Annotated in this window: 13 protein-coding genes and 1 tRNA gene; 4 read left to right on the forward strand and 10 right to left on the reverse strand. The window is 54.2% G+C overall.

From position 1 onward, the window contains the following. The first annotated feature begins 18 nt into the window (after positions 1 to 18). Both recJ and KJA68_RS06815 read left to right on the forward strand, forming a co-directional pair. Complete coding sequence (gene recJ / locus KJA68_RS06810) at positions 19 to 1,716, forward strand: single-stranded-DNA-specific exonuclease RecJ (RefSeq protein WP_213036193.1); 1,698 nt, start codon at positions 19 to 21, stop codon at positions 1,714 to 1,716. 37 nt (positions 1,717 to 1,753) lie between these two features. After that, the gene (locus tag KJA68_RS06815) at positions 1,754 to 1,918 is read left to right on the forward strand and encodes a hypothetical protein (RefSeq protein ID WP_213036194.1); all 165 of its coding nucleotides are present in this window, start codon (positions 1,754 to 1,756) and stop codon (positions 1,916 to 1,918) included. A gap of 113 nt (positions 1,919 to 2,031) precedes the next feature. Here the strand turns inward: KJA68_RS06815 and KJA68_RS06820 are convergent, their stop codons facing one another. The 3 genes from KJA68_RS06820 to KJA68_RS06830 form a co-directional block, all read right to left on the reverse strand. Beyond that, complete coding sequence (locus tag KJA68_RS06820; protein ID WP_213036195.1) at positions 2,032 to 2,895, reverse strand: hypothetical protein; 864 nt, start codon at positions 2,893 to 2,895, stop codon at positions 2,032 to 2,034. Between the two features lie 54 nt (positions 2,896 to 2,949). Continuing rightward, positions 2,950 to 3,039: transfer RNA gene (locus KJA68_RS06825), tRNA-Ser, on the reverse strand. A gap of 78 nt (positions 3,040 to 3,117) precedes the next feature. Further along, complete coding sequence (locus tag KJA68_RS06830) at positions 3,118 to 3,399, reverse strand: hypothetical protein (protein WP_213036196.1); 282 nt, start codon at positions 3,397 to 3,399, stop codon at positions 3,118 to 3,120. 22 nt (positions 3,400 to 3,421) lie between these two features. Here KJA68_RS06830 and KJA68_RS06835 point away from each other — a divergent pair, with 22 nt between their 5' ends. Then, on the forward strand, positions 3,422 to 4,105 hold the full coding sequence (locus KJA68_RS06835; protein WP_213036197.1) for a Bax inhibitor-1/YccA family protein: 684 nt from the start codon (positions 3,422 to 3,424) through the stop codon (positions 4,103 to 4,105). Between the two features lie 82 nt (positions 4,106 to 4,187). Here the strand turns inward: KJA68_RS06835 and KJA68_RS06840 are convergent, their stop codons facing one another. The 6 genes from KJA68_RS06840 to KJA68_RS06865 form a co-directional block, all read right to left on the reverse strand. After that, entirely contained in the window at positions 4,188 to 5,003 is an 816-nt protein-coding gene (locus tag KJA68_RS06840) for a ferritin-like domain-containing protein (protein WP_213036198.1), read from the reverse strand. Between the two features lie 3 nt (positions 5,004 to 5,006). Further along, positions 5,007 to 6,332 (reverse strand): 23S rRNA (uracil(1939)-C(5))-methyltransferase RlmD, encoded by a 1,326-nt coding sequence (gene rlmD / locus KJA68_RS06845; RefSeq protein WP_213036199.1) that lies wholly within the window; start codon positions 6,330 to 6,332, stop codon positions 5,007 to 5,009. Between the two features lie 247 nt (positions 6,333 to 6,579). Continuing rightward, a complete protein-coding gene (locus KJA68_RS06850) occupies positions 6,580 to 7,368 on the reverse strand; it encodes a 3'-5' exonuclease (RefSeq protein WP_213036200.1) in 789 nt (262 codons plus the stop codon). Between the two features lie 255 nt (positions 7,369 to 7,623). Then, positions 7,624 to 8,040 carry a YdbL family probable chaperone protein gene (locus KJA68_RS06855; RefSeq protein WP_213036201.1) on the reverse strand — a complete coding sequence of 139 codons (417 nt, stop codon included), beginning with the start codon at positions 8,038 to 8,040 and terminating at the stop codon, positions 7,624 to 7,626. After that, positions 8,037 to 8,249 (reverse strand): hypothetical protein, encoded by a 213-nt coding sequence (locus tag KJA68_RS06860; RefSeq protein WP_213036202.1) that lies wholly within the window; start codon positions 8,247 to 8,249, stop codon positions 8,037 to 8,039. The genes KJA68_RS06855 and KJA68_RS06860 overlap by 4 nt, the downstream gene beginning before the upstream one ends. Positions 8,250 to 8,261: 12 nt before the next feature. Next, the gene (locus KJA68_RS06865; protein ID WP_213036203.1) at positions 8,262 to 10,304 is read right to left on the reverse strand and encodes an AsmA family protein; all 2,043 of its coding nucleotides are present in this window, start codon (positions 10,302 to 10,304) and stop codon (positions 8,262 to 8,264) included. A gap of 53 nt (positions 10,305 to 10,357) precedes the next feature. On the opposite strand from KJA68_RS06865, the gene KJA68_RS06870 reads away from it, so the two are divergent. Next, positions 10,358 to 10,795 (forward strand): DUF192 domain-containing protein, encoded by a 438-nt coding sequence (locus tag KJA68_RS06870; protein WP_246487098.1) that lies wholly within the window; start codon positions 10,358 to 10,360, stop codon positions 10,793 to 10,795. Positions 10,796 to 10,947: 152 nt separating this feature from the next. Here KJA68_RS06870 and KJA68_RS06875 read toward each other — a convergent pair whose 3' ends face one another. After that, positions 10,948 to 11,526 (reverse strand): superoxide dismutase, encoded by a 579-nt coding sequence (locus KJA68_RS06875; protein ID WP_213036204.1) that lies wholly within the window; start codon positions 11,524 to 11,526, stop codon positions 10,948 to 10,950. Between the last annotated feature and the right edge of the window lie 264 nt (positions 11,527 to 11,790).

Genomic DNA, 11,790 nt, shown 5'->3' on the forward strand with positions numbered 1-11,790 from the left:
GGCACCATTACAGACTGCATGATCAAAACAAGCCAGCGCCCTTATGCCGCCGAATCTGCGCGACAACTTGCAGAAATGGGCATAGAACCGCTTCTCGCGCGAATATACGCAGCCCGGGGCATACACAGTCCAGCACAGCTACAATCCGGCCTGCAGCATCTTCTCCCCTTCACCCAGCTAAAAAACGTGCAGCAGATGGCAAGCATTCTGGCGGATGCCATCGCCGCACAGCGCAAGATTCTGATTGTGGCGGATTACGATGCGGATGGCGCCACTGCATGCGCGGTAGGCATGCGTGGCCTGCGCATGCTGGGGGCAAAAGTCGATTTCATCGTCCCCAACCGGTTTGAATACGGCTATGGATTGACCCCGGAAATTGTCCGCTTGGCTGCGCAACATGCGCCTGACATTCTGATTACGGTGGATAACGGCATTTCCAGCGTGGAAGGGGTGGCCGAGGCCAACCGGCTTGGCATGCAGGTATTGATCACGGATCACCATTTGCCCGGAGACGCTTTGCCGGATGCACTCTGCATCGTTAATCCCAACCAGCCGGGTTGCAGTTTTCCAAGCAAGAACCTGGCCGGGGTGGGTGTCATTTTCTATGTATTACTCGCGCTGCGTGCCGAATTACGGGCTCGCGGCGCATACACGGATCAGGCGGAACCCAATCTGGGCAACCTGCTCGACCTGGTCGCGCTCGGAACGGTTGCAGACGTAGTCAAGCTGGATGACAACAACCGCATTCTAGTACATCAAGGGCTGTTGCGCATCCGCGCCGCGCGAACCTGCTGCGGCATCCACGCCTTGTTGCAGGTAGCGGGGAAGCATCCGGCGAGCGTCTCTACTTTTGAACTGGGGTTTATCGTAGGACCACGGCTCAATGCCGCCGGAAGAATGGAAGACATGAGCCTGGGGATTACCTGCCTGATTACCGATGATGCTTCCGAAGCGGCGGAAATCGCGGCAAGGCTCAATACGCTGAACGACGCGCGAAAAAACATCGAAACTGAAATGCAGCAGACAGCGCTGGCCTCGCTGGAACACATCACGCCAGCCGATGCCTTCAGTCTCACGCTCTTCGATGAATCCTGGCACCAGGGGGTAATCGGGATTCTCGCCTCTCGCCTCAAAGACCTCTACCATCGTCCCGTCATTGTTTTTGCCCGGTCACCGGACGGAGAACTAAAAGGCTCCGGACGCAGCATCCACGCACTGCATTTGCGTGATGCGCTGGATCTGGTTTCCAAACGCCACCCCCACCTGCTGCAAAAATTTGGTGGCCATGCGATGGCTGCAGGCCTGAGCCTGCGTGAAGAACATTTCGATGAGTTCAAGGCCGCTTTCGAAGCGGTTACGCAAAGCCTGCTCTCCCCTGCTGATCTGACACAAATCATTGAAACGGATGGTCAACTCGCACCGCCGGAATTCTCCCTCAACACCGCCCGGAAACTGGATCAGCAGGTATGGGGGCAAGGCTTCCCCCAGCCGTTATTTGAAGGAGACTTTACCGTCAGGAGCCAGCGCATCATCGGCGAAAAACATCTGAAACTGCAACTCGCCAGCTCAGACGCCACATACAGCGCCATCTGCTTTTTCCGTGCCGAACCGATGCCACCCAGCATACAGGCGGTTTTCAACCTGGCAGTCAACGAATACAATGGCAATGCCAGCTTGCAGCTGATTGTCCGACACTGGCAACAAGCCGCCCTGTAATCCGGTTGTTACGAATTTCGGCTTGATATGGCGGTGCATGTTTTCGTTCGTGCGACTGCGCGAGCACAGCGTGGAACAAAGAGCCGCGGTCACCGCAGCACTGCTGCTAGACTACAGACAAACGTTATGCACGGCTTGTAGCGGCGCACATGCCTGCGAGCATGGAACGTCAAACCCTGAATTAGTCGATCATGACCGCTGAAAGGCTTACTGCAAATGCGGTTAGGTCCGGTGCTGCTGGCTGCGCTTTAGCCCATTGCGAGCAGGGCAGCGGAACGGTAGGTAATAGGCTGCGCTGCACATAACCTGTCGCAGCTACTGCCGAGTCGGTACTGCGCTCGCGACATCGACGCAGATCGGATGTGCTCTTGCCTCATCAATGCGCGCCGGATTCCACATCAGATACTGCTCAAGCTGGTAGGCAAGAATGCCCGTGCCAGGCTTTTTGAATAGGAACAGCACACCGTGAAGCGTATTCCGAATGTGCGCATACTTGGTCGCTAGGTCGTGGACGCGTTGCGGGTACTCTGCCTTGTCTGCTTGGAACAAGCCCAAGACCTGCCTGCGATAGACCTCTTCAACGCTAGGGTCACCGAGGGTTGCAAGCATGCAGTCATGAACGTCAATTGTGCCTAAGATGCTGTCCGTGGCATCTACGACGACCACGTTTACCGCATTGAGGGCAGTCGAGAAGAACTTAGTCGGGTTGCCGTGCTTGTCTTGAACCTTGCTCAGCACCGTGTTCTGAATGCGGACGACCTCATCTTGTTCGCCCTGTCCCCCCATAACGACACGGTACATCTGACACTTCTGCAACTGTGCCTTGATTGAGTCTGTGATGGACAGCGTTTGCTGTAGGAGGCGAAGCTCGAAGTAGACTTTGTCACCGCCCGATACCTCACGCAGAAAGTCGATAGAACTTTTGTGCTGTGCGTACTGCTTGACCTCGTATGTCAATTCGAGACCTTGTGCCTCGAATTGATAGGCGAAGTTGGCCTCAAGCACTAGCGCGAGGAAGTTGCTCTTGTCGTTGGCTTTGAAGAGCTGCTTCAACAGCAATCCATATCGCCCCGTTTTTTTCAAGCAATCTAGCTTCGCCCACAGAGCATCGGCTTCGTCCAGCGCGCTCTGCTTACCGCCTGACCGGCCTATCGCATCGATGAGTGCCTGCTTGTCCAACTGAACTCCCATAGCTGCTTTCAGAACCGTGACAAGCCGGATGTACTGAGAATGTGGCGGTGGGTCAGGGATTCGAACCCTGGAAGAGGTTACCCCCTTGCTAGTTTTCAAGACTAGTGCCTTCAACCGCTCGGCCAACCCACCGTTTCTGTGATGTGCTAGTAATCCGCTAAATAGCGCAAGCTACAGCGCCAGGTTGAACATACTAACACGTTGTTTTGATTATATTTTTACTGCTATCGTGCCGCCTGAATATAAGTTTTCAAGACCGGTGCCTTCAACCGCTCGGCCACGCTTCCTGTTGACTGCTTCAAGACTACTGGTCCAGGCCATTACTGGAATCCTTTTACGCATGAACCATGCATGCAACCCGAATCTTGCAAGGGCATACATGATACCCGAAATCCGGCGCGGATTTAAGTCGCTTTGCAGGAAATGCATCCCGGATACCACACAAGGTTGCAACTTTTCCCGTGCTTCGATACTCTTACGGTTGTTGTTCAACCCGATCCACTGGAGGAAACCAATGCAATACCAAACCATTTCGCACCCGGGTACGCTTGGGCTGGCCCAAAACAGGGTGCTGCGCAACACCTACATGATGCTTGCTCTCACCATGATTCCTACCATCATGGGTGCTTTTGTCGGTCTTTCCATGAATTTCTCGTTCATGGCACAAAGTCCGATCATGGCTCCGTTGCTGATGTTCGCAGTGATGATGGGGATGCTGTTTGCGGTTTCTGCGTTGCGAAACAGCACGTGGGGCATTGCCATTCTACTGGGTTTTACCTTTGTCGCCGGCGTATTTCTGGGACCGATATTGCAGCACGCGCTGCACCTGCGCAATGGCGCCCAGCTGGTTGGCCTGGCTGCCGGTGGCACCGGAGCGATTTTCTTCAGCCTGGCAACCATCGCAACGGTTTCCAAAAAAGATTTCAGCTTCATGGGAAAATTCCTGTTCATCGGCCTGATTCTGCTGGTCCTGGCTTCGCTGGCGAACCTCTTTTTTGCGATTCCGGCTTTATCGCTGACCATCTCGTCCATCGCCGTGCTGCTTTTCTCCGCATACATCCTGTATGACGTCAGTCGCATCGTGCATGGTGGCGAAACCAACTACATCATGGCAACCATGACGTTGTTCCTGAACATTTACAACCTGTTCGTCAATTTGTTAAGCCTGCTGATGGCTTTCAGCGGCGAACGCGATTAAAACCCGGAACCCGGCCAGAAAAAAGGCAGCGTAAGCTGCCTTTTTTCATGGGTCATGCTCATGGCGGATCATTCGAGTGCAGTCATTTGAGTACTGCCAAAGCCGCCAGCTCTGGTTCCGTAAACCCTGCCGCCCTTCTTGCCTCGATATTGAATGGCCCGCGCAGGACCGGCGCCTGGTAGGCTTCCGCAAGCCACGCATACGTCGCCACGGGCTCGATGCCGCGTTTCCCGCAGATCCAGTTGTACCAGCGATTGCCTGTCCTGACATGGCCAATCTCATCTGCCAGAATGATGTCGATGATTTCGGCCGCCGCAGTTTCCCCAGCCTGGGCCAGCTTAGCACGCAGCAAGGGGGAGGCATCCAGGCCGCGTGCTTCCATGGTGCGTGGCACCAGTGCCATCCGGGCGAGCACGTCGTCCGCCGTTTTTTCAACCATGTCCCATAGCCCGTTGTGCGCGGCAAAATCTCCATAGGCATACCCCCGGGTACCCAGATGTTCAGAAAGCAGGGAAAAATGCCGGGCCTCCTCTGCTGCAACGGTTAGCCAGTCTCCATAATATTCGCGCGGCATGCCCGGAAAACGCCAGACCGCGTCCAGTGCAAGATTGATCGCGTTGAATTCAATGTGGGCCAATGCATGCAGCAGAGCCGCGCGTCCTTCCCCTGTGCGCATGGATCTGCGCGGCAGGGCAAGGTGCGAAACCAGTTCTGGCCGAGATGGCCGGCCGGGGATGGGTTGCAGGACTTGCAGGAGACGCTCTGTCTCCAGGCTCATTTCGCCCTGCTCCCATGTTTTCCGCAGGGCGATCACCCCTGCCGGTTTCAGCAGCGGATCCGGCTCTGCCAGCCAGTGCAGTGCGGCCTGCCGCAGCTCTTTGGGAACGACGGCAGGCATGGGCTATGCCTGCGCCTTTTCAAACAGCGCAATGGATTCGACGTGCGAAGTATGCGGAAACATGTTCATCACGCCAGCCGCCTTGAGCACATAGCCCTTCAGATGTACCAGTACCTGCGCATCCCGCGCCAGCGTGGCCGGGTTGCACGAAACATACACGATACGCTCTGGTGCATCCCCGCCCAGCGCCTTGACCAGCTCGATCGCGCCATCCCGGGGCGGGTCGATGAGCATTTTATCGAAATGCCCCAACTGCTCCAGTGCCGCTTCATCGATTTCAAACAGGTTCATCTCCCTGAACCGGGCATTGGCTGCCAGGTTATTCAGCTCGGCATTCTCTCCGGCGCGCCGCACCAGCGCGGCACTGCCCTCGATGCCCACAACCTGTGCTCCGCGCCTGGCTATGGGCAGGGTAAAATTCCCGAGCCCGCAGAACCAGTCCGCAATCCGTTCATTCCGTTGCGGGTCGAGCAGTCGCACTGCCCGGCTTACCATTACGCGGTTCATTTCCGCATTTACCTGGGTAAACTCGGTTGGCGCAAACGGCATGGTAATTCCGAATTCCGGCAAACTGTAGCTCAGCGGGGGCGCATCCAGCGGATAAAACGGCGCCGCAGTTTCCGGGCCTTTTGTCTGCAGCCAGAACTGCACGTGATGAAGATCAGCAAAATTCCGGATGGCTTGTTCATCTGCCAGCGAAAGTGGCTGCAGAATGCGCAGCACCAGGACATCGACATGCTCCCCGACCGCCACCTCGATTTGCGGCAATGCATCGCGTATGGAAAGGCTTTGGATTAGCTCCCCCAGCAGTGGCAACAGCCGGGCGATTTTGGGCGTCAGGATTTCGCAGTACTCCAGATCTGCCACATATCGGCCCTTCTTTTCGCGGAAGCCCACCAAGGTCTTGCCCTTTTTCTCTACATGGCGCACGGACAGCCGCGCACGCTGGCGGTATCCCCACGTCTGCCCGTGTACCGGTGAAAGAACCGTCTGCGCTTTTACCCTGCCGATGTGCCACAGATTGTCTTCCAGGATGCGCTGCTTGGCGGCAACCTGCGCGCAGGCATCCATATGCTGCATGGAGCATCCCCCGCAAATGCCGAAATGCCGGCACTTGGGGGTTACGCGCATGAAACTCGGCCTGCGTAGCTGACCAAGGTGAGCGACTTCAAAACTGGGTTTTTTCCGGTAGGAGGAATACGAGACGCGCTCCCCGGGGAGCGCGCCTTCGATAAAGATCACCTTCCCGTCCGCATGCGCGATCCCGCGGCCTTCATGATCCAGCGACTCGATCACCACCCAGTCTGCATTCCCTGATTTCTCTGCCATTCTGCCCGCAACTCTAAAATATTTAATTTTGGCATCCACGCTTCCGCCACCCCCGGATGCCTGAAACCATTGCTCCCGCTATACAAGCAAGCCATTCTTCGCATTCGCGAACAAAAATCTGTTCAGCCGCTTTTTCCTCCGTCCCGCAACAAGAACATAAGCTGCACGCAGCCCAGCCATTGGTCCCGAAAGAAAACGGAATCATGGTGATTCCTGCCGTAGGCAATGTCAGCCAGCCGGCGCGAAATCATTGCCCTGGGGATGGCCAGCTGGCAAGGTATTCCACCCAGTGGGATTCGGAGGATTTGCCCAGGCTGCTACGCACAAGGTCACATTCCTGCCTGTAACGGGCTGGAGTGAACTGGCCGCGCATCAGCTGAAAACGCGCATACACCAGATAGGTATTCACCACATCGGTTTCGCAATAACTGCGGATTTCATTCAGCCTGCCCTGCTGGTAAGCCTCCCAGACCTTCCCGCCATCCATCCCCAGCTTGCCCGGAAACCCGATCAGCCTGGCCAGTTCATCCAGAGGGGCATTGGCACGGGCAGTATACAGGGCAAGCAGATCCATCAGGTCAAGGTGGCGGGCATGATACCGGCTGATATAGTTATTCCATTTGAAATCCTTGTCGTCCTCGCCCATATCCCAGTAACGGGCACACTGCACCCCGTGAATCAGGCTGCGATAGTGCAAAACCGGCAAGTCAAAACCGCCGCCATTCCAGGAAACCAGTTGCGGGGTGAATTTTTCAATGCCATCGAAGAAACGTTGAATCAGGGTCCCCTCGTCGTCTTCCAGGTTCCCCAGAGACCATACGCGAAAACTGTCACCCTCGCGCATCGCACAGGAAATCGCCACCACGCGATGCAAATGGTGCTGCAGGAAATCCCCGCCGGTCTTCTGGCGGCGCATCTGGAAAGCCATTTCCGCGACATCCCGGTCACTTACTTCTTCCCGGTCCAGCCCATGCAGCACCCGCAGGCCGGCAATATCAGGAATGGTTTCAATGTCAAAAACAAGAACAGGAGCCATGAATTCTGGTGAATTGATTTATACCGGGAAAAAGTAGAAATCTGGGCCCCCATCTACAGGATAAGCCAGTTTACTCCGGGGAAAGCACTGGAAATCTCAATTTCCAGAAAACACATTGGGAAAACCTGCTTTCCCCATGCAGCCAGAACGCAACGATTGCATATCCTGTTGCATGACATTATGCCTTCCAGAGATTTCCTGACAGGCTTTTCTGCTCATGCAATGAGGGTTAGTCCGCTTCCCTGGCCTTTTTCTCTATTTCTTTTTCCAGGAGCCGCCGATCTGCACCCACCAGCCCGCCTGGGCACGCTGTATCCAGCGTTGCGCGAAGGTATTGCGGATATCCCCCTCCCATTCAGGATGGCCATTCGCCCGCGCAATCTCGGCATACAAAGCCTTGCGATCCTGATTTTCCGCAGCAACCAGTCCATTCACCTTCTGGCGTGCCGCCAGCGGAACGGCACTGGCATCGCGCACGGCAATCATGCCATCAGAAGTCAGCCCGACTGCCCCATTGCCATAAAACTCGGCCAGCTGGGAATGACGGTCATGCATGGATTGTTTCAATGCAGATACTCCCGGGGTATTGATTTCGATATTGACCTGCGCCGATGCAACATTCACTGAAAATAAAACCAACCATGCAACACAAAATTTGATCAGGGCGTTCATATCGATTTCTCCTTTTGGTTAACCGGGACAGCAGGAGCGGGAGCACCAGGTTTCGTGGTCGTATCCGGACTCTTTGTTCCCTGCCAGACTTCGTCAATGATTTTGTCTGCCGCTTTTTCTGCTGCAGCAGCAGGAAAATAGATGTTGACGGTGACGCATGCGCTCAGTACAACCCCTGCCAGAGGTAGTGCTACCCAGTTCTTTTTCATCCGATTCCTCCTTTATTTGACCACTGCCTGCATATTCTCCTGCATGACCCGTTCCAGCCGGGAGAGCAGCTCTGTCCAATCCACCTTTCTATTGTAGCCCATCACAGTGATGGCGGGAATGCCACCGCCCTGCACGATGGTATATATCTCGCCTTCCCCATCCACTCCGGACATGGTGCAGATCTCATTGTGCAACTCGCAACCTAGCCCAATACGCTCATAACCAAAGCTCTCGAATATACGCAGAAAGCTGCGCTGCAGAGCTGCCCCTGCTCCGGACCCACCCAGGGCGGTAATATTTTCCACTGCCTTCTGGCTGATTCTCTTACGATACTTTCCCGGGCTGCTTGCCACTCTGGCATCAAAACGTGCCGGTCGCCAATTCACAAGTTCCAGGTTGCCCACCGAAAGGTCAATGCGTCCCTGAATATTGCCAAATGAAAATGTGTTCGTTAACAGATCCAGATCCAGATCACGCATGTCCAGATTACCCGATAGCCGCGGAGCGCGCCCGAATGGATCGTACAGTTCCAGATGGTCCACCTCTGCCGTTCCATCAAATACTCTGAATAAAAGCGTACCATCCGCCCGGATCAGTTTATCCTGGTAGCTCACCCTCGGAACATAGCCCGACAACGTGCCATGCATCTGCGGCCAGTACAGCACTGCACTGAGCTTGTCCATGGAAATGGGCGTCAGCGTATTGGAAAAATTCCATTGCCAGTTGCCATCTTTCTGATGCAAATGAAAATCGGTGATTTCCAGCTTCCCGTCCAGTACCGGCAAGGAAGCTGCCGGCATGACAAAATCTTTTCCTTGCATCTGGATTTTTAACTTCGACGCACCCAGAGGCAACTTCATCAGTTCACTGTCTGCAAAGGAAACTTGCGCTACGCTACGCGCCCGGGCATGCCACGGGATATCCGCATTGATCCCGTTCAGGGAAAAGCGTCCCTCGGCATCCGCAACCGAAACATTGCGCAACTTAAACAACAATGCCTCGGTCGCATTCTTGCGGTACCGCCATTCCAGATCGGCATGCCCTTTCAGCTCTGTCTTTGCCAGCGCCGTATTTTCCAGAAAAGGCCTGGCATAATTGGCAAAACCAGCTGCCAGCGATAACTGCTTTCCGGAAAGACGGCCATCCAGCAGCTTACTATTGCTAATATCCCACAGAGCGCTCAGTTTAACCTGGCCCACATCCGGCAAGGTAGCCACGGCCTGCGTTGCCTGAATTTGGCCATCCTGCCACTTGCCAGAAGCCTGCAAGGCATGCCCCGCTCGTAAATACAACGGTTGCCAGAACAGTTCCCCATCCTGCCAGTCAATCGTTCCGCTCCAATCCCATATCCGCCCTGTGCGGGTGGCTTGAGCCTGTAGCTTGCCATGGATTTTTTCTGCAGCATGCAAGCCGCTGGCATCCGACACTGCCCAGTCGTCCAGCTGCAAATCCGCATTGAACTGCCGCACCCCTTGTTGATCGCCTTTTATCGCCAGCGTGCCATTCAAACCACCCTGCGAAGGCAATGGGCCGTCAGGCGGGAGCAAACCTGAAAGGCGGATGATCCGGGCATTGCGCAATCGTACGGAAGCATGCCAGGGTTGCGCCCGTAAATCCGCGTTTAACTGCCAGGACTCGTCTTTTTTCCCGGTAAGCCGTAACTCCAGGCGCTGCGGTTTAACTCTATAATTCAGAAATACGGACAAACCGGGTAAGGAATCCAGTTTCCCGTTCAGGCATCCGATTTGCTCCGTGCTAAGCAGGAATTCAGCACAATGCAGGTGCAACCCGTGCAGGGTTCTGTCTGCAAAACCCAATTCAGCAATACTGAACTCTGCCGAGCCGTTTTGCGCCAATACCGCCTTGATTCCCCTGGCTGAAAATCCCGGAGCAGCCACATCGGCAATGTTCAATGTCACTTGCAGTGCCCAAAGCGACCCGGGCAGGAACAGCAGACAAAGACCCAGCAGACCGGTCAGGAGCTGACCCGGTATGCGTATCCTGAAGAAATGATTCGTCGTGTTGTCTGGCATGATGGTGTCCGGTTCGATCATACCAAACCACGCTGCATTCTTGCCAAACAGATTTTTATAATTATAATCAGCCTATGGGATTTATTTTCTCCATATTACTATTCAGTCTGATATCCATGCAGCCTGCATGGGGTGAAAATATTTTGCTCAAAATTGGCGAACACACTATAGATGCAGAAGTCGCCGATACCCCGCCGACTCTTCAGCAGGGCCTGATGTACCGCAAATCCCTGTGCGCTGATTGCGGCATGTTGTTTGTCTTCGGAAAAGCGGGGAGACTGAACTTCTGGATGAAGAATACACTGCTGCCTTTAAGCATTGCATTCATAGCCGCAGACGGTTCCATTATCAATACCGATGAAATGCAGCCAAACACCCTCAACATCCACAGCTCGCGGAAAGCGGCACTGTACGCGCTGGAAATGAATGGAGGCTGGTTCACCCTGAAAGGAATCCAGCCCGGGGAAAAAGTACAGGGTTTGCCTCCCCCTTCTAAGGCAATGAAACCATAATCTTCCACTGCTCCCCTGCATTCAGCCCAGGGTCACCCAACCCCTGACTAATTCAAGCGCACCAACCGGAATATTTCCCGAAAATCCGATGGATTGCCTCCCGGTATAAAATCCCGGTATCCACCGGGATTTTATACCTCAGGCTAGAAGAATCAGGAATAATTTTCCGCCACGAAATCCCAGTTCACCAGATTCCAGAAATTTTCTACATACTTGGCGCGTACATTGCGGTAATCAATATAATAAGCATGCTCCCAGACATCACAGGTCAGCAATGGCTTGTCTGCACCCGACAATGGAGTTGCAGCATTGCCTGTATTCACGATGTCCAGCATGCCATCACTCTTCTTCACCAGCCATGTCCAGCCAGAGCCGAAATTGCCGACACAGGAGGCAGAAAATGCTTTCTTGAACTCATCGAAGCTACCCCATTTCTGATTGATGGCCTCTGCCAAAGCCCCGGCTGGCATCCCCCCGCCGTTCGGCTTCAGACCATTCCAGTAAAAAGTATGGTTCCAGACTTGTGCGGCATTATTAAAAATCCCGCCACTGGATTTTTTAACAATCTCTTCCAGGGAAGAATTTTCAAATTCAGTACCCTTGATCAGATTATTTAGATTGGTTACATAGGTTTGGTGATGTTTGCCATAGTGGTACTCCAGGGTTTCCCTGGAAATATACGGCGCAAGCGCATCCATCGCATAAGGCAAAGCGGGTAGGGTAAATTCCATAATAATCCTCCTCAGGTTAAATTTCAGACAACGCAAAAATGTAAAAAATGAATCATAACACCAGAAAGCCTGCAGGGTTACCTAACGCAGCTTCACGAACGAATGCGGGCAAACCCAAACCCACTTACAATAACTTGGCTTGCAAGTAGGTACACTCATTGAATCGCCCCGGGTTTCGTGGAGGCTATTTGGTTTAAGTTCATGCCACCGTAGCGGCCTGTTTAGCGAGTTGCCGATAGTAGTTTACCTCAGCTTCTGCGGGTG

Origin of the sequence: Candidatus Nitrotoga fabula (genome assembly GCF_905221025.1) — a bacterium.
GTDB lineage: Bacteria > Pseudomonadota > Gammaproteobacteria > Burkholderiales > Gallionellaceae > Nitrotoga > Nitrotoga fabula.

What these genes read in the sequence shown, in the direction of transcription:
- recJ (WP_213036193.1), top strand. Translation starts at nt 19, where the DNA reads ATGATCAAAACAAGCCAGCGCCCTTATGCCGCCGAATCTGCGCGACAA.
- KJA68_RS06815 (WP_213036194.1), top strand. Translation starts at nt 1,754, where the DNA reads ATGTTTTCGTTCGTGCGACTGCGCGAGCACAGCGTGGAACAAAGAGCC.
- KJA68_RS06835 (WP_213036197.1), top strand. Translation starts at nt 3,422, where the DNA reads ATGCAATACCAAACCATTTCGCACCCGGGTACGCTTGGGCTGGCCCAA.
- KJA68_RS06840 (WP_213036198.1), bottom strand. Translation starts at nt 5,003, where the DNA reads ATGCCTGCCGTCGTTCCCAAAGAGCTGCGGCAGGCCGCACTGCACTGG.
- rlmD (WP_213036199.1), bottom strand. Translation starts at nt 6,332, where the DNA reads ATGGCAGAGAAATCAGGGAATGCAGACTGGGTGGTGATCGAGTCGCTG.
- KJA68_RS06850 (WP_213036200.1), bottom strand. Translation starts at nt 7,368, where the DNA reads ATGGCTCCTGTTCTTGTTTTTGACATTGAAACCATTCCTGATATTGCC.
- KJA68_RS06855 (WP_213036201.1), bottom strand. Translation starts at nt 8,040, where the DNA reads ATGAACGCCCTGATCAAATTTTGTGTTGCATGGTTGGTTTTATTTTCA.
- KJA68_RS06860 (WP_213036202.1), bottom strand. Translation starts at nt 8,249, where the DNA reads ATGAAAAAGAACTGGGTAGCACTACCTCTGGCAGGGGTTGTACTGAGC.
- KJA68_RS06865 (WP_213036203.1), bottom strand. Translation starts at nt 10,304, where the DNA reads ATGATCGAACCGGACACCATCATGCCAGACAACACGACGAATCATTTC.
- KJA68_RS06870 (WP_246487098.1), top strand. Translation starts at nt 10,358, where the DNA reads ATGGGATTTATTTTCTCCATATTACTATTCAGTCTGATATCCATGCAG.
- KJA68_RS06875 (WP_213036204.1), bottom strand. Translation starts at nt 11,526, where the DNA reads ATGGAATTTACCCTACCCGCTTTGCCTTATGCGATGGATGCGCTTGCG.